General features: G+C 73.2%; 15 protein-coding genes. 4 read left to right on the top strand and 11 right to left on the bottom strand.

What is annotated here, in order from left to right:
• Nucleotides 1–12: 12 nt before the first annotated feature.
• The 10 genes from ACTHNQ_RS00850 to ACTHNQ_RS00805 form a co-directional block, all read right to left on the bottom strand.
• The gene (locus ACTHNQ_RS00850) at nucleotides 13–846 is read right to left on the bottom strand and encodes a hypothetical protein (protein WP_440330556.1); all 834 of its coding nucleotides are present in this window, start codon (nucleotides 844–846) and stop codon (nucleotides 13–15) included.
• A 2-nt stretch (nucleotides 847–848) separates the two neighbouring features.
• Nucleotides 849–2483, bottom strand: coding sequence for a DUF5684 domain-containing protein (locus ACTHNQ_RS00845; protein WP_440330555.1), 1635 nt, complete (start codon nucleotides 2481–2483; stop codon nucleotides 849–851).
• Nucleotides 2480–5044: a transglutaminaseTgpA domain-containing protein gene (locus ACTHNQ_RS00840; protein WP_440330554.1), complete on the bottom strand. Its 2565-nt coding sequence runs from the start codon at nucleotides 5042–5044 to the stop codon at nucleotides 2480–2482. Before ACTHNQ_RS00840 ends, ACTHNQ_RS00845 begins: the two co-directional genes overlap by 4 nt.
• Nucleotides 5041–6426: a DUF58 domain-containing protein gene (locus ACTHNQ_RS00835; RefSeq protein WP_440330553.1), complete on the bottom strand. Its 1386-nt coding sequence runs from the start codon at nucleotides 6424–6426 to the stop codon at nucleotides 5041–5043. The genes ACTHNQ_RS00840 and ACTHNQ_RS00835 overlap by 4 nt, the downstream gene beginning before the upstream one ends.
• On the bottom strand, nucleotides 6423–7388 hold the full coding sequence (locus ACTHNQ_RS00830; protein ID WP_440330552.1) for an AAA family ATPase: 966 nt from the start codon (nucleotides 7386–7388) through the stop codon (nucleotides 6423–6425). Before ACTHNQ_RS00830 ends, ACTHNQ_RS00835 begins: the two co-directional genes overlap by 4 nt.
• 94 nt (nucleotides 7389–7482) lie before the next feature.
• Nucleotides 7483–13638, bottom strand: a complete 6156-nt coding sequence (locus tag ACTHNQ_RS00825; protein WP_440330551.1) for an Ig-like domain-containing protein — start codon at nucleotides 13636–13638, stop codon at nucleotides 7483–7485.
• Nucleotides 13638–14786: a serine/threonine-protein kinase gene (locus tag ACTHNQ_RS00820; protein WP_440330550.1), complete on the bottom strand. Its 1149-nt coding sequence runs from the start codon at nucleotides 14784–14786 to the stop codon at nucleotides 13638–13640. Before ACTHNQ_RS00820 ends, ACTHNQ_RS00825 begins: the two co-directional genes overlap by 1 nt.
• Nucleotides 14787–14937: 151 nt before the next feature.
• Complete coding sequence (locus ACTHNQ_RS00815) at nucleotides 14938–15597, bottom strand: spermidine/putrescine ABC transporter substrate-binding protein (protein ID WP_440330549.1); 660 nt, start codon at nucleotides 15595–15597, stop codon at nucleotides 14938–14940.
• A 60-nt stretch (nucleotides 15598–15657) separates the two neighbouring features.
• A complete protein-coding gene (locus ACTHNQ_RS00810) occupies nucleotides 15658–16203 on the bottom strand; it encodes a hypothetical protein (RefSeq protein ID WP_440330548.1) in 546 nt (181 codons plus the stop codon).
• Between the two features lie 122 nt (nucleotides 16204–16325).
• The gene (locus tag ACTHNQ_RS00805; RefSeq protein WP_440330547.1) at nucleotides 16326–17330 is read right to left on the bottom strand and encodes an ABC transporter; all 1005 of its coding nucleotides are present in this window, start codon (nucleotides 17328–17330) and stop codon (nucleotides 16326–16328) included.
• Between the two features lie 120 nt (nucleotides 17331–17450).
• Here ACTHNQ_RS00805 and ACTHNQ_RS00800 point away from each other — a divergent pair, with 120 nt between their 5' ends.
• Nucleotides 17451–18038, top strand: coding sequence for a hypothetical protein (locus ACTHNQ_RS00800; RefSeq protein WP_440330546.1), 588 nt, complete (start codon nucleotides 17451–17453; stop codon nucleotides 18036–18038).
• 5 nt (nucleotides 18039–18043) lie between these two features.
• On the opposite strand, the gene ACTHNQ_RS00795 is transcribed toward ACTHNQ_RS00800, so the two are convergent.
• Nucleotides 18044–18658, bottom strand: a complete 615-nt coding sequence (locus ACTHNQ_RS00795) for a hypothetical protein (protein WP_440330545.1) — start codon at nucleotides 18656–18658, stop codon at nucleotides 18044–18046.
• Between the two features lie 224 nt (nucleotides 18659–18882).
• Between ACTHNQ_RS00795 and ACTHNQ_RS00790 the strand changes: the two genes are divergently transcribed.
• Genes ACTHNQ_RS00790 through ACTHNQ_RS00780 form a run of 3 tightly spaced genes read left to right on the top strand, consistent with a single transcriptional unit; the run spans nucleotide 18883 to nucleotide 20779 of the window.
• A complete protein-coding gene (locus ACTHNQ_RS00790) occupies nucleotides 18883–19668 on the top strand; it encodes a hypothetical protein (RefSeq protein WP_440330544.1) in 786 nt (261 codons plus the stop codon).
• On the top strand, nucleotides 19665–20084 hold the full coding sequence (locus ACTHNQ_RS00785; RefSeq protein ID WP_440330543.1) for a phage holin family protein: 420 nt from the start codon (nucleotides 19665–19667) through the stop codon (nucleotides 20082–20084). Before ACTHNQ_RS00790 ends, ACTHNQ_RS00785 begins: the two co-directional genes overlap by 4 nt.
• Complete coding sequence (locus ACTHNQ_RS00780; protein ID WP_440330542.1) at nucleotides 20081–20779, top strand: DUF3618 domain-containing protein; 699 nt, start codon at nucleotides 20081–20083, stop codon at nucleotides 20777–20779. Before ACTHNQ_RS00785 ends, ACTHNQ_RS00780 begins: the two co-directional genes overlap by 4 nt.
• Nucleotides 20780–21009 lie beyond the last annotated feature (230 nt).

Raw genomic sequence — 21009 nt, 5'->3', positions numbered from 1 at the left:
GAATCCTCGGGGTCAGGTCAGCAGCAGCACGAGCGCGACGACGGCGCCGACGATCACCACGACGGCCACGGCTGCGGCGATCAGCAGACGGCGGCGGTCGCGGCGGCGGCGTGACACGGCGCCGTCGGGGGCAGGGGCCAGGGTGGCGGATGCCGGCGGCGCGACCGGAGCCCGGCTCGCCACCACAGGCCCGGACGAACGCGGGGCCCGGCGGTCGGACACGTCCTCACCGGGCACGTAGGCGGTCCGGCGGGTCGCGGCGGGCGAGGCTTCGGGTCCCGCCGGCGGAGTCGACGGCGACGCGCGGCGCACCGAGCGCAGCACGGTCTCGTCGGTGCGGTCCTCGATCGTGGTCCCGCCCGTCGTGCGACTGTCGGACGGTGCGGAGGTGCCCGGGAACGGCTCGGGCGTCGCCCGGCGGTGCGCGGCGACCGATGTCGCGTCGAGGTCGTCGGGCTCAGCGGGCTGCGTGCGCCGGGGCGCCGCGATCACGGTGAGATCGTCGAGCTCCTCGGGCTCCGGTGCCGGCGCAGGCGCCCGGCGTGTCGACAGCACCGTGTGCTCGTCGAGCTCCTCGGACACCGGCGCAGAGGCCCGGCGCGTCGACAGCGCGGTCCGGTCGCCGGGTTCCCCGCCGCGCCGCGTCGACAGGACCGTGTGCTCGTCCAGATCGTCGACCGACGCTTCCGGGCCGCCGTGCGGCCTCCGCCGCGTGGCGAGCACGGTCGCGTCGTCGACGTCATCGACCTGCCGGCGTCGGCTCGAGAGCACCGTCGCCTCTTCCGGAAGGTCCGCGGCGTCCGCCGACGACGCGGCCGGCGTCGGCTCGTCGTCGGATGGACCCACGATCACCCGTCGCTCCGCTGCAGCCGGACCTCGGCGTCGCCGAGCAGGAAGCGGTCACCCGCCTCCACCTCGACACCGGGGGTCGCCTCGACCTCGGTCCCCATCACGGTCGCGAACAGCACGCCGTTGGTCGAGTCGAGGTCGACGACGTACCAGCGGTCTTCACGCAGCTGCAGCCGGGCGTGCGTCTTCGAGACCGTGCCGTCCTGGATGGGGACGAGCTGGGCGTTCGGGAACGCGGCGTCGGCGGACGGTCGGCGTCCGAGGATGACGACGTCGGAGGTGAGCGCGACCGGGTCTCCGGTCGGGGGCAGCAGCGTCCAGTCGCTGCGCTTGCGACGAGCGATGACGGTCTCGTCGAACACGTCCTGGTCGTCGTCTTCGTCGGCGATCTCAGGGCGGCTGTGCTGCGCCGAGACCGACGAGCGCGCCGAGAACGGGATGCCGGCCCCGGCGACGCCGGCGACCGCCGACACCGGGCCCGACGCCTCGGGGAACGCATCGGCCTCGGGCATCGGGGAGTGCGCGGGCGCCCACGGCTCGCGGTCCTCGCCGGTGATGGCGGGCAGGGGCACGTCGGTCACCGGCGGGCGCGTGATGCCCTCGCCGGGCGTGATCGGCGACGACGGCTTCGGCGCGTACACCTCGGGCTTCTCGTACCCCGCGGGGAATGCAGGGATGGCGTCGGGGCCTCCGGCGGGCACGGCCGAGATCGGCGCGGGCGCACCGGGGAACGCGCCGGTCACCTCGGAGCCGTGGTCGGTGGTATCGAGACCGAACGCCTGCCACGGGTCGCTGTCGTCGGCGGGGGCCGCGGACGCATCGCCCGGGACCGCAGGCCGCACCTGTCCCGCAGCGGGCGCGGGCGCTCCGTCGAGGGCCGCCTCGGCGGCGGCTGCCGACACGGGGCGCCCCGGGAGCGGCGGCGGCGTCCAGCCGCCCGGCGGGGGGACGACGACGGGTGCGGACGGAACCTCCGGCGCCGCGGGCGCGGCGGGGGCGGGAGCCGCGGGCGCTGCGGCAGGTGCAGCAGCGGAGACGGCGGGAGCGGGAATGGTCTCGGGGACCGCGGGCGCGGCCGGAGCGACGGGCGGCGCAGCCGCAGGCGGCGGCGCGAAGCCGCTCACAGCGGGATCCGCTGCGCCGGGCGCGGGGAACGCGGCGGGCGCGCCCGTACGCGAGACCGGGGTGGGGAACGGCGGCAGCGGGGGAAGGCCCGCCGCTTCTTCGGCGGTCCGGCGGGACGGCGTGGCAGCCACTTCGCGCCCCACCCAGCGGGCGCTCCCCCAGCCGATCACCGAGGCCCAGATCGGGAAGAACAGCACGCCGAGGACCGTCATGCCGATGCCGTAGCCGAACGCGACGCTCACGCGGTACACGGCGAAGGCGAACACCACGACGAACACGAAGGCGCCCAGCACGGGGAAGAGGACGACCAGCAGCCACCAGCCCGACAGCCCGGCGAGCTGCAGCAGCACGACGGTGTTGAGGATCGGCACCCAGGCCTTCCACGACTCGACACCGGACTTGCGGAACACCGCGGACAGCGCGAGCGCGATCCAGACGTAGACGGCCGCGCTGAGCAGCAGACTGATCAGCGACCCGACGAGGGCGGCGGTGGGATCGGTGGCGTTCATGGCGTGGGACGCACGGGCTCGGCCCGTCGTCTCCCCCTTTCGGCAAGTCGGGCCTGATCTGCGGATCGGGCGCGGGCACCCGCTTCGGGTGTCAGCGGGCGGAGCAACGATCTCAACGATACGGTCGCACGCGCCGCACGCCAGAACCCAGTTTCTCGGCGGAGTTCGCGGCGCTCGGCCTCGACGGCGCTCCAGTAGCGTTCCGCGTCGGCATCCGACATCGCGGCGGGCGAGAAGACTGCGCGGTCCGCCTCGCGCGCGAGATCGGACCCGGCAGGGGTCGCGAACGACGCGGCGAGCTCGCTGCGCGTCAGTGTGCGCGGGGCGGCGCGGCCGCTGTCGATCGCCGCGTCGACATACTCGTCCCACCCGCCGGCGACACGCGTGGCAGGCGCTCCGGTGCGCCGACGGCGCCGACGGCGAGAGGCCTTCGCCCACAGGATCGCGAGGAACGGGCCGAAGGCGAGCAGCAGCACCAGCAGCGAGATGCCTCCGATGCGCAGGATCGGCCACAGCCACGCCAGGTCGAGCGCGGTCTGCTGCTCGTCCTGGTCGTCGGATGCCGAATCCTCCTGCGTCGGGTCGGGCGGAACGACCTCCTGCACCGTGTCGGGGCGCACCTCGGTGACGTTCTCGGGGTCGCGCTGCTCGGTCACGTCGAGGCTGGGGCTCTGGGCGTACTGCGGCGTCACGTCGATCGCCGTCCAGACGCCGTCCGCCGACTGCACCTCGGTCCACGCGGTGAGGTCCTCGGCACGGCAGGCGCCGTCATCGCAGGCCGACAGCCCCGGCTCCGCCGTCGACAGGCGCGCCCCCAGCACGACGCGCGACGGGAAGCCGAGCTCGCGCGCCATCAGGGCGACCGCGACGGCGAACTGCTCGTCGTCGCCGATCGCGGCGACGTAGTTGCCCGTCGCGGCGGCGCGCGGATCGCTCTCGCGCTCCAGCAGCCGCGAGAACATCGTGTCGATGCGCGCGAGGGAGTGGCCGGATGCGCTCGGCTGGAACGCGTAGTCGCCGAGCGCCTGTGTCCACACCGGCGCGCTCTCGCCCTCGCTGAGCCCGTGGCTCAGATAGCCGCGCTCACGCAGCAGCTTCACGAGACCGGCGAGCTCTGCGCCGCCCGACCCCTCGGCATGCTGGTCCATCCACGCCCGAAGGCTGTCGGGCGCCGAGACGCCGCCGGTGCTTCCCGGCGCAGAGAGGCCTTCGAGCTCCTCGGTCGCCGGCGACACCGCGTGCACCACGTATCCGTCGCCGGCAGCGAGCCCGCCGCCGGCGGTCTGCACGCCGGCGTCCGCCGACGCGTTGTAGTAGAAGCGGTCGGCGAGCGACGCGGCCCGGTCCCCCTCGAAGTCCACCGACCGCAGGCGGCCGGCTGTCGGCATCCAGATCTCGTCCCACGTGCCGATCTTCACCGTGAGGGCGACGTCCTCGCCCTCACCCGCGTCCAGGGTCGACGGCACGCGGACGAAGCGGCCGGCATCGACGGCGCCCTCGCCGCCCGAGCGGAACACCTCGCCGTCATAGGCGTCCAGCGTCGCGATGCGCACCCGCTCGGGCAGGCTGCCCGACGCGGCCGAGACGGTGAACAGCACGTCGCCCGCCCGGTCGTCCGCGAACAGGGACCGGTACTGCGCGAGCGGGCTCACCTCAGCCGACAGGTCGATGTCGGGTCCGACGGCCGAGCGCAGCACATCGCGGTCGGCGCCCCGCGCCGCGTACGGCACGACGGCGATCGCGACGACGAGGGCGCCCACGACCATGCCGGTGCCCAGCACGGTGCGGCGGCGGTCGGCCGCCGTCGGCTTGCGCGAGATGCGCACCCCGCTGGATGCCGCGGCCCGCTGCAGGGCGCGGATGCGCTGGTCGTGGGTGCGCCACGCGAGCCACAGCAGGCACGCGAGCAGCCCCGAGGCGCCGACGACGGTCTCGACCGGGGCGTACAGGGCGACCGGTCCGAGGTGCCACGGCGCGCTCACCGAGGTGCGCCCGAAGAACAGGCCGAACGACACCATGCCCAGCGCGACCGGCACCGCGATGTAGGCGGCGCGGTCCTCGCGCCACGCCAGCAGCAGCACGAGGCACGTGCCGACGAGGAACGCCACGAGCGCCGGCACCAGCAGGTTGCGGTACGAGCCGACGGGCAGTTCGACGGTGACGAGATCCTTCCAGGCGAACACCAGGCCGTTGGCCAGTTCGGCGAGTCCGCGCATCAGGTCGGCCAGGCCGCCCAGGCGCGCGGGCACGGCGAGCGGCACGCCCACCAGCAGCACGGTCACCGCGAGCACGCCCGCGACGATCGCGGCGTTCCAGCGCCGCCACCACGCGACGGCGGCGATGGCGCCGCCCAGGGCGGAGCCGACGCCGACCAGCAGCACGAAGCTCGCCGACCGGTAGATCGGCCACGCCGCGACCGCGGCCACGACGACGATCACGACCGCGAACACCGCGCCTGCGGCGATGCGCGGCACGAACCGTCCGGCGCGCGAGGCCTTCGCCGCCCCCGCGGCGGGGGCGGCGGCATCCGGCTTCCCGACGACGGGCACGGCGCCGCTCACGACGTCGCTCCCCGCAGGAGCAGGCCGGCCAGGTCTTCGAGCGTGCCGACGGTCAGCACCGTCATCCCCGATACGGGCTGCATGCGCGGGTGCGCCCGCTCGTCGCAGATGAGGCCGACGACCTCGGTGTCGGCGGGGAAGGCGAGCGCCGCCTGCTGCAGCCGGGTGAGGGGCACGCGCGAGCCCACCACGACGAACGCGATCGACAGGCGCTCGGCGGACTCGGCGGTCAGGCGGCACACGTCGCCCACGGGCATCGTGCTGTCGAGCAGGTCGACGCCGCTGAACCCGTCGAGCATCGGGCGGGGCGCCGCCGACGGGATGTGGCGGATCGCGCGCAGCCGGCCGCGCACCACGCGCGGGATCTCGGAGCCCACGACGATCTGCACGTCACGCGCGTCGTGCACCGCGCGCAGACCGAGCGACGCGGCGCACGACACCGCCAGCTCGAACTCGTCGGCGTCGGCGTACTCGGCCTCGGCGACCCCCAGCACGACGGCCATGCGGGACCGGCGGGACTCCTCGTACTGGCGCACCATCAGGCGCCCGGTCTTGGCGGTCGACTTCCAGTGGATCTGCCGGCGCGGATCGCCCGGCGCGTATTCGCGGATCGCGTGGAACGACATGTCGGCGTCGACGAGGCGCCGCGTCGGACTGCCCTCGAGGTCGCGGATGAGCCCGGCGCTCGTCGAGGGCAGCGCCGTCGTACGCGGGTGCACGTACACCTCGTGCACGTCCTCGAACGCATGCTCGCGACGCAGCAGCCCGATGGGGTCGCTGCGGACCGTCGTCGCCGGCCCGACGGTGACGATCCCGCGGCGCATGCCCGGGATGTCCAGCGGCTGCGCGATGTGATGCCCGGGGCGCAGCAGCGGCACGCCGAACTCGACGAGACCCGCGCCGACCGGGATGTCGATACGCCCGGGCAGCGACAGCCGGTGCCCGTCGTTGCGGACCACGATCTCGCCGGCGACGTCGTCACCGGCCACCACGCGCTCGTGGGTGAGGGTCAGGTCGACGTCGTACGAGCGCGCGCCGAAGAGGAACGGGATCGCCGCCACGAGCAGGAGAAGGGATGCCGCGCCCGCGACCATCCACTCGACCCAGCCGAACAGCATCCCGAGCACGAGGCCGACGGTCGCCGCGAACGCGACGAGCGCGCCCGCGGGGCGGATGGTCTCGGCGGCCCAGTCGGCCGCGGTGCGGATGCCCGAGCCGGTGGCACGCCACGCGCCCGCCCCCCACACGGCCGCGCGCACGAACGCGCGCGAGCGCCGCGAACGGCCCGTGTCGAACGCGGTGCTCGTCGAGGTGACGTGCGTGCGCCCGGACGTGCCGGTGGAGTGGACGGTGCGGGTGAGCCGCGACTCTTCGAGCGTCATACGGTCTCGCGTCGTGAGGGCGGGGCCACGTCGAGCAGCACCTGCCCGACCACGGTCTCTTGCGTGACGCCGTCGAACTCGGCCTCGGGGTGCAGGATCAGGCGGTGCGACAGCACCGGCACCGCGAGCGCCTTGACGTCGTCGGGCGTGGCGTAGGTGCGCGCCTGCGACGCGGCGCGGGTGCGGACCGCGCGGGTGAGCGCGAGCGCGCCCCGGATGCTGACGCCCAGGCGCACCTCGTCGGCGGTGCGGGTGCCGTCGACGAGGCGTGCGATGTAGTCGAGCACGAGGGCGTCGACGTAGACCTGCGCGCCGAGGTCCGCCATGCCCACGAGCGCCTGCGGCGTGATGATGGGCGTGAGCTCCGCGGTCGCGACGGCGGCTCCGTCGAGGATGCGGACGGTCGCCGCGTGGTCGGGGTAGCCGAGCGACGTGCGCATCATGAAGCGGTCGAGCTGCGCCTCGGGGAGGCGGTACGTGCCGGCCTGCTCCACCGGGTTCTGGGTGGCCAGCACGAGGAACGGCACACCCACCGGACGCGAGACGCCGTCGATGGTGACGCGTCCCTCCTCCATGACCTCCAGCAGCGCCGACTGCGTCTTCGGGCTGGCGCGGTTGATCTCGTCGGCCAGCACGATGTTGGCGAAGATCGGGCCGGCGTGGAACTCGAAGACGCCCTCCTTCTGGTCGTAGACGCTCAGACCCGTGATGTCGGACGGCAGCAGGTCGGGGGTGAACTGGATCCGCGTGTTCGTGCCCTGCACCGACTGCCCCATGGCGCGGGCGAGCGACGTCTTCCCCGTGCCGGGGACGTCCTCCAGCAGCACGTGCCCGTCGCTCAGCATGGCGGTGAGCACCAGCTCCACGACGTGGCGCTTGCCGAGCACCGCGCGCTCGACGTTGTCGGCGATCTGGCCGAACGTCTGCGCGAACCAGTCGGCCTGCTCCTGCGTGATGGTCATGAAAGTTCCTTGGGGTTCGGGGAGGGAGAGGGGATGCCGTCACCTGCGCGATGCGGCGGTCCGGGTTCAGGGGGCCGCTGCCGACCCGGCTCCGCTAGGGCGCACGGTCGCTCATCCAGCTCACGCCGTTCCAGTAGGCCTCGGACGAGTCGCCGAGCACCACGTACTGCCCGGGCGTCCACGGCGTCGTGGTCTGTCCGAGGCTCCCGAGCGAGCGCAGTTCACTGATGTTGCCGGGGAGGCGGGCGTAGTCCGGGGTGAAATAGCCGGGTGAGCCGGCGACGACGCCCGTCGGGAGCGGTTCGTTGGGCGTGCAGTCGGCGATCGAGAGCGTCTTGGTGGCGTTGGCCAGGCCGAACGCGCCCCACGATGCCGTCCACTTGAGACCTTCGATGCTCGCCGTGCCGGCCGGCACTTTCCATCCGCCTTCGTAGGTCAGTTGGCGACCGTTCTTGGCCCGGAAGATCACGTTCGCATCGCTCCACGTGATGGTCGCCTTCGTCCCGCCGGCAGTCGAGGAGTTGCCGCCGAGCACGAGGACCTGGCCGCCTTCGCACCTCCCGATGCTCCAGTTCGCCCACAACTGATACGGGGCACTTCCGGCGGCCGGAGTGACGGTAGCCCGTGCGGAATCGGTCTGCCAGAACTGGTGGTGGTACCAGACCTGGATCTGCGGGTCGTTGTCGAAGATGGTGTTGCCGGGGAAGTTCGAGAAGCGGACCTCGTTGTTGCGCGGGACTCGTTCGGTCGACGTCGGGGTGGCGGTGATCACCCATTCGGCACGGCTGCCGGTGTCGCGCGGCTGGGAGCCGACGACGAACGTGTAGCCCTTGGGGGCGTCGCGGCTCTGCTCCGCCCGGGTGCTCGCCGACGTCTCGGCTCGCCCGTAGGAGCTGCCGTCCCAGTACGACTCGACGCACAGGCGGTACGTGTAGTCCTTGCCGTCGTCCACCGTGAACTCGGCATGGAACGAGGTGTCGGTGGCGCCGTTGGCGGGCTCGTCCGCGACGCACCGCTGACCGTCCTGCACGACGCCGAATCGTAGCGTGGAGCCGTCACCGTTCCTGCTGGCCGACGCGGTCGCCGTGATCGTCGACGTGCCATCGGCGCCGGGTGTCGATGTCAGCGACAACGCCGTCGACTGCGGAGAGCCGATGCCGTTCGCCTGGACGGTCACGGTCCCGCCCGAGGTGCTGCCGCCGAGGCCCGGCGGCAACTCGAACTTCGAGTACGGCGTGACCCGCACCAGCGTCGCCTGGTTGGTGCCGACGCGGTACCACGGCACCTCGACCGTCGGCCGGTTGCCGTTCACCGGCACGCGCACCGTCTCGCCGGTGTCGCTCTTGATCTCGAGGCTGCCGGTCGACCCGGTGTCGATGCCGTCGATCACGAGCGACACGATGTTGCCCTGGCCGTCGCCGGTCACCACCGGCTCGGCCGTGACGCGCTGCGGCGCGGGCGGCGCGTCGTACGCCCACGCGACGGTGCGCACGCTCGACTTCGACTCGCCCACCGAGTTGACCGCCCACGCCTCGTAGGTGCGCTGCTCGCCGTTGGGCGCCGAGATCGGCGGGCACACGCCGTCGGCGGTGCAGCGGGCGACCTCCTGGCCGTTCCAGCGGATGACGAAGCCCGTCAGCGACGGGTACGCCAGCCGCGCCTCGCCCGGGTCGACTCGCAGCGTCGCACTGCCGTTGGCATACGCGGCCTGGGACACGCTGGCGGGGGCCTTGGGGTACCCGAGCAGGTCGAGCAGCACTCGGCCGTCGCGCTCGGAGTTGGTGATGCGGCCCTGGGCGTCGCGCACCGAGAACGACGCCGTGCAGGTCGCGCCGGGGGCGTCGCCCGTCCAGGATGCCGCGACCGAGGTCGTCGACGCGACGGCGAAGCTCACCCCGACGCACGCGCCGGTGGGACGCACGTCGACGAGCTCGAGCGGCGTGCCGGGCAGCGGATTGACCTCGCCGCCGGCCCCGATCACCGGGAAGGAGCACGACGAACCTGACGCCTGCGTGCACTGCTTGGTCACCGAGCCGCCCTGCGGCAGGGTCGACGGCGCCGCGCCGACCCGCAGGATGAGGCGCGCCGGGGCGACGGCCGGGTGGCTCGTCACCGACACGATGACGACCTCCTCCGAGCCCGGCACGGCGCGGTCGGCGCCCGTGACCGTCAGGGTCGAGCCGTTCTGGGTCACCTCGAACGCGCCGCCGGAGTGATCCGTCGCGTAGACGATGCCGTCCCAGTCGGCGCGCAACTGCCACGTCGTCATGGTCTTCAGGTCGTAGGTGGCCGTCTCACCGGGGCCGACCGTGATCGATGCAGGCCGGAGCTCGGGCTGCGGGTCGCGCGGCTTCACCGTGATCGGCACCGACAGGTACGTCCAGTCGTTCTTGCCCTCCAGGCGCACCGGGACCTGGCACGCGTCCACCCACGGGGCGCCGGTGCCGGCGTCATAGCGCACCGTCGTGCCGGACTGGACGGCGCACACGGCCTCGGGGCGCGCGCCGGACGCCTTGACGTCGCCGCCGACCTCCAGTCGCGTGCCCTTCGGGCGGGCGACCAGGTCGGCCATGTCGAACGAGGTCGACTCCTGCTCGGTGACCTCGGGGGTCTTCGCCCCGGCGCGCAGCGTGAGCGCGAGGTCGTCGTCGCCGGGCACCCGCAGGAACCCGTACGACGTGACCTCCTCGCCTGCGGAGTTCGTGCCGGTCACCGCGAACGGGATCAGCCGGGTCTTGTCGGGCAGCTCGCCGCGCAGCTTCGACCCCTGCACCGACACGCCCTCGGGCTCTCCCCACAGCGACAGGGTGAGGTCCTTCACATCGCCACCGGACCACGTGACCTTGCCTGCCAGCACGTCGACGCCGCGCGGGAAGTCGTCACGCGTCTCGACCGTGAGGTTCGTGTCGGCGACCACCGGGAAGTCGGGCACGCTCTCGCGCACGACGCGCACCACGACGAGTCCCCGGCCGGTGTTGCCCGACGACGACTCGACGTCGTACAGGAACGACATCGTCGTCGGCTCGTCGCCCGCCGCGATGACCACCGTCGCGTCGTCGACGTCGAGGATGCGGTCGCTCAGGCGCGCGTACTCGGGGCTCTCGCTGCCGTCCATGAGCGTCGGCGGCGAGTCGGGCCGGATGTCGGTGACCTTCAGCGTGCCCATCGTCGGGTCGACGTCGTTCGAGAGGGGGCTCACCCGGATCGTGTTGCCCTCGCCGGCCTGCACCTGCACGTAGTCGGTGTAGGTGATGGGGCTCGGGTTGGCCTCGCTGTCGAGCACGCCGATGCGCACGGTGCCCTCGGCGCTCTCGCCGAACGAGTCGACCACCCGGTAGCGGAACGAGACCTGGCCCTTGTCGCCCGGAACGCTCGTGTAGATGATGGATGCCCCGTCTGCGGCGATCGCGGCGGCACCGCGCTGCGGCTGCTCGACGATGCGGTCGAGCGTCACGACGTCGCCGTCCGGGTCCATGCCGAAGCCGTCGAACTCGATCTGCGCCGATTGGCCGCTGAGCACGCGGCCCTCCATGGTGTCGGCGGTCGGCGCGCGGTTGGCGTCGTCGTCGATCACCTGCACGCGCACGGTCGCCGTGTCGGCGAGCGACGGCGCACCCGTGGTGAAGACCGAGTAGTCGACGCCGTACTCCCCCGGCTCGTCGGGCGCGAGGTAGCGCAGGACGTCGCCGGAGGCGAAGGCCAGCGCATCGGGCGTCGACGACGCCACCGACGCGGGGTTGAGCGTCGGCCGCCCGCCCGCGGGCGAGATGTCGTTGTCGAGCACGGGGATGTCGATCTGGGCGCCGGCGCGCACGACGACGGTGTCGTCGACGGCGATGGGGGCGAGCTCCGGAGCGGGCGGCAGCAGGTACACGGTCGCCTGGCCCTGCACGCTGGAGCCGGCGTCCTCGGTGCCGTCGCTGACGAGGTAGGTGACCGTGCCGAGGCGTCCCGGGCTGCCGTCGGCCGTCGTCCCCGATACGCGCAGGTGGTTCTGTCCCACCGCGTCGACCGACAGGGTGGCGCCGTCGTCCGCGCGGGCGACCACGTCGCTCAGCAGCAGGACGCGCCGTGTCGGGTTCGAGACGGCGTCGAAGACCTCCAGCGTCGCGTCCTCCTGCGGGTGGACGAACGCCACGACGGGCGACGTCGCCAGCTGCGCAGGGGCATCGGCGGGCAGCAGCGTGATCCGTGCCGTTCCGGTCGCCTCGCTCGTGCCGTCCGTGACGGTGAAGTCGACGCGGTACGTGCCGGGGTTCTTGGACGTGAAGTCGAACGACGTCGAACCGCCCACGACCGTCGCGGTCGCCGCGGCGTCATCGAGGACGCGCACCGAGTCGAGCGTGAGCGTGCCCGCCGTGCCGGTGACGTGGTCGGCGACGTCGACGGTGAGGCTGGATGCGACCGTGTCGGTCACGGCGAACGACTGCACGGCGAGCTTCGGCTGCGGCGACACCCGCACCACGAGCGACTTGACCGCGGTCTGCCCCTGCGTGTCGGCGACGGTCACCGCGAGCTCGACCATCTGCTCGCCGGTCTGGCCGTCGTCGCTGTGCTGGTACACGACGTCGCCGCCGGGGGTGGCCGCGACGCTGCCCACGCCGGTCACGTTCTCGACCGACAGCAGCAGCAGCGGGTCGCCCTCGGGGTCGACCCATCCGTTCAGCACCGGGACCGTCACCGTGCCGCCCAGCGCGACCTCGGGCTGCGGCCACTCCACGAGGCAGCGCTCGACGCCGCACCACTCGGGCGCCGACTCGGCGCCCGGCGCGGCGACGGTGAGTGTCACCGTCGTGGGGTCCGAGGTCAGCCCGTTCTCGGTCGTGCCGTCGGTCACCGCGTACGAGAACGTCGCCGAGCCTGTCGCATCCGCGGCGATCTGCACCGCGAACCGCTGGCCGTCGTCGGTGACCGACACCGTGCCGAACCCCGGGTCGAGGCCCGTCACCGACGAGGGGTCGATCGTGAGCACGTCCTCGTTCGGGTCGTGGTCGTTCAGCAGCACCGGCAGCGTCGCCAGCGCGCCGGGGCGCACGCCGAACGCGTCAGGCTCGGCGATGGGCGGCTTCGGGTCGAGCACGACCTGCAGCTGCTCGTCGCTCGGCACCGCGTCGGGGTCGGTGCGGTCGTCGAGCGACCAGTCCTGGCTCGACGTGATCAGCGCCCCGTCGGGCACCGACCAGGCCCATCCCGAGCGGGTCTCGTTGAGGATGACGGCCGAGGAGCCGGCGACGAACGCGGGGCGACGCGCGTCCCCCATGCTCTGCCCGCCGTAGTCGAGCGGGACGGTGCCCTCGCCCGAGCGCCACAGCAGGCCGCCGCCGTCGCCCTGCCCGAGCCATGCCGCGTACGTCACGCCGTCGTGCGTGATCGGCTGCGCGGGCGTCCCGACCACGGCGCCGGTGCCGCCGCCGACCTCGACCTGCACGTCTGACCCGTCGACCGGCACGCGCACGAGTGTCGTGTCGTCGGCGAGGTAGATGCTCGAGCCGCGCGCGTCGGGGGCGCCGACGACCACGGTGCTGGTCATCGGGGCCTGCTCGACGGCATCCTGACCTCGCAGCCAGACGTCGCCGTCCTCGGTGTCGACGAGGGCCCACGTGTCGCCCGCTGCAGTGATCGCCGGGGCCGACAGGCCTTCGGGGTCCAGGGCGTCGCGGCCGCGCACGTCGGCCTCGCCGATGTCGTACCGCAGCACCGAGCCGTCGGCGCGCGAGTACGCGAACAGCATGCCCCGCGTGTCGACGGCGATGGCGTCTGCGGTGTACTGCGGCGCGTTCTCGTCGTCCGAGGGGAACGGGTCGAGCTTCGTCGCGTCGCCGCCGGACAGCCGCCCGGCATAGACGGCACCGGAATCGGTGAGATAGGCCGCATAGTCGCCCGCCGTGACCACCTCGGTCGTGCCGGCGGGGGTCTTCTGCGACGACTGCAGCGCCTCTTCGTCGAGGTCGGCGGGCATCGACTCGTCGATGCGGGTGACCGTGCTGTAGCTGTCGCTGAACAGGTACGCCCCGTCGCCGGTCTGCACGACCTGATCGGGATTGCTGATGCTGCGCACCGTGTCGAGCTCGCCGACCGACGTGTTGACGCGGGCGTAACGTCGGCCCTCACCGGTCTGCAGGGCCCACACGGCCGCGTCGACGTCGGGGGTCTCCTGGGCGTCGAGGCCCGGCCAGATGACGCTCACGCCGATGACTGCGGCCACGACCGCGCCCGCGGCGACGAGCCCGAAGAGGGTGCCGCGACGCATCAGAGCGCTCCCGTCGCGATGAGCGTCGCCACGACCGCGCCGGCGCCCACGACGAGCCCGGCGCCGACGCCGATCAGCCACGGCATCGCCCGGCGCAGCCCGCCGGCGCGGCGGCGTGCGGGCGACGAGATCTCGGTGTCCTCATCACGCGCGAGGCCCGCCACACCGGTGCCGGCGCGAGACTTGCGCGTGACGTCGCGCTCGACGCGCGAGCGGGCGGGACCCCGCAGACCCGAGTCAGCGAAGTCCACGGGAGCGGATGCCGGCGACCACTCCGCGTCCGGGATCTCCAGCGGCGTGGGCGACAGGCCCAGCTCTGCCTGCACCGCACGCAGCGCCTCGCCGAACGCCCGCGCCGACTCGTACCGCCGAGCGGGGTCGCGGTTCATCGCGGTTGCGAGCAGCGCCTGCAGCGATGCCGGCACGTCGTGACGCGGGATCTCGACGTAGGTGGCCCGGGCGATGCGCCGGCGCAGCAGATCCTTCGTGTTCTGACCGCGCTCGCGGCGCTCGAACGGGCTGTGCCCGGCCAGCAGCGAGTAGACGGTCGCGCCCAGGCTCCACACCTCGCTGGCGACGGTGCCGCTGGTCTGCTCGGCGACGACCTCGGGCGCGCTCCACGGGATCGACATCGCGAGCACCTCGCCGCCGCTCCTGCGCTGCAGCGATGCCGAGATGCCGAAGTCGGCGAGCACAGGGGTGCCGAACGTCGTGATGAGGATGTTGCTCGGCTTGACGTCGCGGTGGATGAGGCCGGCCCGGTGCGCGGACTCCAGCGCGCTGGCCATGCGCACGCCGATCGCCAGCACCTCGTCGACCGGCATCCGCTCGACGCGGTAGCGCTGCGACAGCGAGCCCGGGCAGAACTCCATCACGATGTACGGCCTGCCGTCGGCCGAGATGCTCGCCTGGTAGACGGTGACGATCGACGGATGCGCCGACAGGTGCGCGAGCACGTCGGCCTCGGCGTTGAACATGCGCCGCAGCTCGGGATCCCGCACGTCGCTGGGCATCACCTTCACCGCCACGTTGCGGCGGGGCATGTCCTGCTCGTACAGGAACACGTCGGCGAAGCCCCCCGAGCCGAGCGGGCGGATGTAGGCGAGTCCCGGCAGGATCGGGGGTGCCGAAGGAAGCCGTGTGGCCACCGCACCTCCCCGATCCCTGAATGCCGTGTCTGCGCGCACGCCCACATGCGGCAACAAACCTGGCTAGCCTAACAAAACCGGCTCCACGACCCCGTCATCGGGTACCCAGGTCTCCGGGGCGCGGAAAGCGCACGCCCGGGGATTGCTGGATTCAGTCCAACTCGTCGGTCTCGTGGGGGTCGAAGGGGGCGTCCAGGGACTTCGTCAGGTCGGCGAGCATGGCCTCGATCTGGGGTTCGACGTACTCCGCGACCGCCGCCTGGATCCTCAGCCGGTGGTGCAGCAGGATCGTGCACACCTCGCGGCCGACCATGTTGGCGTAGTCGTCGGCGAGCCCCACCTCCTGCCGCAGGGCCGCCTTGGCCTCGTCGGTCAGCGGCGGCAGTGCGGGCACATCGGCGTCCGCCTCTTCGGCCAGCCCCGCGATCGTGAAGAGGAACGGCGCTCCGGGCACCGGGTCCGGATCCAGCGGAAGGCCCTCGAACTCCGGGTCCAGACCCTCGCCCGGCCGGTAGCTGCGCGCCCGGTTGCGGGTGGCCTGCTGGTCGAGCTCGGCCTGCAGCATCGGCAGATTGAGCGCGGTGTACTCGGCGACCGCCCGGTCCACGATGGTCTTCACGCGGGTCGACAGCCCGTGCTGCACGCCGTGCGGCACGTCGGCGCCGAGCCCCGCGGCCGACAGCACCGGAGAGCCGAAGCAGCGCCGGCAGGGCGCCGTGCGCCCGCGGTGCGTGGCGGGCTCCCAGCGGGGCAGCCACGCGAGCCAGGCGTCCACCGCCTGGCTGACCTGGGTCTCGAGCGACCGCTCCACGGGGTCAACGGTAGTACGCGGCATCCTCACTCGCCCGGAATCACGAGGATTCCGCGTCGATCAGACGTCGCCGGGGTCCTCCCACGGCCACCGCGGCCGGTGTGCGCGCGTGCGCACCAGGGCGATGCCCGCCCACGCGCTCACGAACGCGGCGCCGGCGATCACGGCGCCGAACCACGAGGTCGCCAGACGTCCCGCGACGCCGGTCGCCACGGCGAGGCCGGCACCCGTCGTCAGCACGCCGAACCACACGCCGCCGACGTACGCGAGGAAGCACGCGGCGGTGGTCCACACCACTCCCCAGAACGACGGCCCCCGTGGAGTGCCATCGCCGGGCCCGGCCGCTCCCGCGGCATCCACGGGGCTCGGGCTGCGCCCGATCGACGCCCAGAGCCCTCCCGCGAAGGCCAGCACCGCGAGGATGACGCCCACGATGCCGGGGACCTGCCCGAGGCCGGGGGTCGCGATGACGTCCTCGCCGGTCGCGAGGCTGACCATCCCTAGGCCGAAGATCGTGAGCGCGCTGAAGCCGATCGTCGCGAAGGCGAGCGCGACAGCGGGTCGCACAGGCCCTCCGGACGCACCCGGGGCTCGGTCGGCGGCCATGCCTCCAGCGTACGTCGCGCCCTCGCATGCCGGGGCCGGGCACCCGAACGCAGGATTCCCGCCGAGAGGGGTGACGGTGTCACCGGTCTCGGCGGGAATCCTCGGTCTCTTGCGCGGCGAGGCTACTGCCGCACGAGCTGCGGGCCGGCCTCGAGCGTGCGCTCGTACTCGCGCTGCGCCTCGACGTTGAGCTCGGTGACGCGCTTGCCGCGCGCGGCCGCCCAGGCGCCGAACCAGATGGTCAGCTCACGGCCGATGACGAAGGCGCCGAAGGCGAGCGGGGTCAGCAGCTGGCTCTCGACGAGGTCGCCGCCCTCGCTGGCGGTCAGCTCCCAGAACGGAGCCTGGAACAGCGCGCCCAGGATGTGCCCGCCGTACGCGGCAACGCCGACGAGCAGCCCGAAGACCACCCATGCGCCCCAGCGGCCGCGGTTGATGATCGCGCCGAGCAGCCAGAAGGCCAGGAAGAAGACGACCACCGGCACCCACAGCGACCACGTGCGCAGCGCGTCGAGGACCGTCGTGCCGATGTTGTCGCCGGTGATGTCGCCCTCGATGGCGCGGACGCCGAGCCAGAGCGCGAGATACAGCACGGCGAAGGCCAGGGCGGCGAGCAGGCCGATGGCGCCTGCGGCCGCGCGATTTCCGCGGGGCGAGGGCGCCTCGGGCGCCTGCACGAAGATGGGCTGTGGCGCAGCGGCGGCGACGACCGCCGGCTCGGGGACGACGGGCTCGCTCGGGGTGACGACGGGCGCCGCGACCACCGTCGGCGCGTCGTCGGCCGAGGATGAGTACACGGCGGTGTCCGAGGCCGTGGCGGCGGGCGGGACGTCGAGGGATGCCGCCTCCGGCGAGTCCCACGGGTCGGGCTCTGCGGCGGCCGGCGCGACGGGCTCGGCCGCCGTCTCGCGGGCCGTCGGCTGCTCGGACTCGGCCGGGACGCGATCGGGCTGCGACGGAGCATCTGCGGCGTCGGCCGGGGTCACGGAATCTGACGTGTCGGCGGTGTCGGCACCGCGTCCCGCGGCCTCCGCCTCGGCGAGGCCTTCGTTCGCGCGGCCGACGACGTCGTCGACGCCGTGGGGCTCTTCGACGGGCTCGCCGTAGGACGACTTGGGGTCACTCATCGTCAGCACTCCTCACGCCGGGCCTGTACCCGGCAGTGCGACAGTAGCCTGTGGCCCCGCCCATGCCGCGGAGGCGTGCCGGGCGCGGCGCGGACGGCCATCGCCGACTAGCCTGGGGCGATGGCACCCCGAGCGATCCGACTCGCCGCGGCGGCGGCATCCGCGTTCCTCGCTCTCGCGGCCCTCACCGCGTGCGCACCCGACGACGCCCCCGAGGGCGGCTTCACGTTCACGCCGACCCCGTCGTCGAGCACCTCCGCCACCCCGACCCCCACGCCGACCCCGACGGCGCAGGCCGAGATCCCCACGGACTGCCGAGCGCTGCTCACGGCCGACGTGCTCGCGCAGCTGCAGGGGGTGCCGCTGAACGATCCGGCCTTCGGTGCCTCCGGCCCACAGTCCGACGGCAGCCTCATCTGCGTGTGGGGCGACCCCGCGGCGGATGCCACGAGCCTCGTCACGACCATCTCGTACGTGTCGCGGGGCCCTGCGCTGGAGCAGCTCAACAAGCTCGCCGACGAGGAGGGCTTCACCTGCTACACGCCGGACGCCGGCACCCGCTGCGAGAAGACCTGGCAGGACCCGAACTACCCCGTCACCTCGGGCCGCACGCTGTACTGGCGCGACGGCGTGCTCATCGACACCCGTTACTCGAACCTCGCCCCCATCGGCTACACGACCGCCGTGGTCGCCGCGATCTTCGGCTGACGGGGCTAGCCGAACACCTCGCGCTCAACGCGCGCGCCGAAGTCGTCGGGATGCCACCCCGTCTCGACGCTGACGAGCCACAGGCCGTCGCGCAGGGTGTGCTCCTCGAGGACGCCGTCCCGGGTGCGCGTGCACTCGAGCGCGGCATCCGAAGACCGGCAGGTGAACCCGTCCGATCCCAGTGACGGCTCGGCGATCGCCCGCGCGTCCGGGTCCACGCGCGACAACGTCGTCACGATGCCGCCGCCGTCGAACTGCCAGACGCACGTCACGGCGACCTGGGCGGGAACCGCGTCCGCGAAGGCGCGCGCGTCGGTCGCCGGTGCGGCGAGCGACTGCCCCAGCAGCGACCCCGGTCGCCACAGCAGCTCGTTCCACAGGTCGTCGGAGTAGATCGACCGGCAGTCGACCGCCGCCCCCGCCGACGCGTCCTGCGCCGGTGTCGGCGCGGCCGTCAAGGTCGGCTGCGGGGCGGTCGCGGTGCGCAGCGTGTCGCCGACCCACGCGATCGACACCGGCACCATCGGCAGCGCCAGCCACACCAGCGCGCCGACGACCCCGGCGCACAGCATTCCCGCGGGCACGGCGAGCCACGTGCTGCGCCCGCCGATCCGTGCCATGGTCCCCCCGACCTCCCTCCCACGGTAGATCCGACACCCGCACGCCGCGCCACGGCACGCGGTGAGGCATCCAGGGCGCCCCCACCGCGCGGGCGCGGGATGATACCCGCCGCCTGCCTCGCTTTCCAGCCCCTCGGTGCACCGGCGCCGCTGTCGCACGGTGGTCCCCCGGCAACGGCGCAGCGGATGCCCCGCACGGAGTCGCCGGGTGACAGGAGGAGAGCATGTCCGCATTCGAACAGGGAACGCGCGACGACGCCGCCACGACGGGCGACGACGTCAAGGAGCGGACCATCGAGACGGTCGCCGAGGTGGATGCCGGAGCGAAGTACGTCGCAGGCGTCGCAGCCGACGAAGCCGCCGGCACCGCGCGCGACGCGAAGGAGGCCGCACGCGGCTTCTTCGAAGAGACCCGCACGGAGCTGGCCTCGCAGGCCGCGACGCAGCAGCGTCGCGCCGCACATGCGCTGCGCGGGACCGGTGACGAGCTGGCGAGCCTGGCAGCAGGTTCGAACACCTCGGGAGCGGCCACCCGGGCCGTCCGCACGCTCGGGCAGCAGACCCGCCACGCGGCCGACTGGCTCGAACAGCGCGAGCCGGCCGACGTCGTGCGGGAGGTGCGCAGCTTCGCCCGGCGGCACACCGTGGCCTTCGTGGTCGGCGCACTGGCCGTCGGCATCGTGGCCGGCCGCGTGACGCGAGCGCTGATGTCCGATGCGCAGAGCGGCTCGTCGACGAGTGGCGGCAGCCGGGCCGGATCCGCGCAGGCGGATGCGGGGTCCACGCGTGCGGTGGGAGCGGGCGCGGCCATGACCGGTGCCGGCGCGACCACGGGATACGTACCGGGGTCGGGCACCGCCGTCGGGACCGACGACACCCCCATCGCGGACGCCCTCACGGGCGACGGCGTGCCGGGTCAGCAGTCCTCGGCATCGGCCACGTCCGGCGTCGGCGGCACCGCGGCCCCGCAGCGGGATGCGTGGCGGCCGAGCGGCGAGGAGCGACCATGACCGACATGCCGACGCCCTCTCAGCAGAAGGCGGCCGAGACGTCGCTGGGCGATCTCGTGGGCGAGGTCTCGCGGGATCTGTCGGCGCTGATGAGGAAGGAGCTGGAGCTCGCCAAGGCGGAGCTCAGCGAGTCGGCCAAGCGCGCCGGCGCAGGCGCCGGGCTGCTCGGCGGTGCCGGGTACGCGGCGATGATGGCGGTGCTCTTCCTGAGCCTCGCACTGTGGTGGGCGCTGGGGACGCTGATCGGGCTCGGCTGGTCCGGGGTCGTCGTCGCGGTCCTCTGGCTCATCATCGCCGGGATCCTGTACGCCGTGGGCCGCAAGCGCCTCGACAGCGTCCGCGGGGCGCCGCAGACCGCCGAGACCGTCAAGGAGATCCCCGAAGCATTCAAGAGGAACCAGGAGAACCGATCATGAGCAACCCCGACCAGATCCGCGCCGACATCGAGACGACGCGCGACGAGCTCGGCCGCGACGTCGACGCCCTCGCCGACAAGGTGTCGCCGCCGAAGATCATGGAGCGCCAGCGGACGAGGGTCCGTCAGAGCCTGGGCGCCGTGAAGGACCACGTCATGGGCGTCGCGGACGACGTGCACGACAACGTGGCGCAGGCCGGTTCGGACATCGGCGACGCCGCGAAGGACCTGCCCCACAAGGCCGCCCGCAAGGCGCAGGGCGCCCCGATCGTGGTGGGACTGCTCGCCGCGGGCGTGGGCTTCCTCGTGGCGAGCCTCATCCCGACGACCGACGCCGAGACGAGACTCAGCGTCGGGCTGCGCGAGCGCGCGCAGCCGCTCGTCGACAAGGCGGTCGACACGGTGAAGGATGCCGCACAGGAGGTCGCCGCCGAGCTCAGGGGCCCTGCCCAGGACGCCGTCGAGCAGGTGAAAGAGTCCGCGAAGTCGTCGGCGCAGACGCTGAAGGACGAGGCGCAGCACACCGCCGAACGCGTCAAGGAGAACGTCTCCGCCGGCGGTTCCTCCTCGTCCGGCGGCGCAGCCTCGACCGGTGGCGCCTCCTCTGGAAGCTCGGCGGGCGCCGGGGGGCAGACGCCGCAGGGCTCCCCCTCGGGCGCGCCGGGGACCGGCGGCCCGACCGACGGCCTCGGGTGAGGCATCCGATCCCCGCAGGAACGGCGAAGGGCCCCGGCGAACCGGGGCCCTTCGTTCGTTCGTCTCGTTCCGGTCACGCGGTGACCGGAGGCGGGACTCAGTTGTAGTCGGTCGAGAAGCCGTCCGTCGAGAAGCTGTCGAAGTCGACGTAGCTCAGGTCGGCGTCGGTGTACGCGCCGTCCGAGGCGAAGATGCGGTTGGGGTACCGCTCGCTCTTGGCCTCTTCCGTC

This window comes from Microbacterium sp. (assembly GCF_051953575.1).
In the GTDB taxonomy this organism is placed as follows: Bacteria; Actinomycetota; Actinomycetes; order Actinomycetales; family Microbacteriaceae; genus Microbacterium.
The sequence above is the reverse complement of the archived record's forward strand: the minus strand, read 5'-3'. Positions and strand labels throughout refer to the sequence as shown.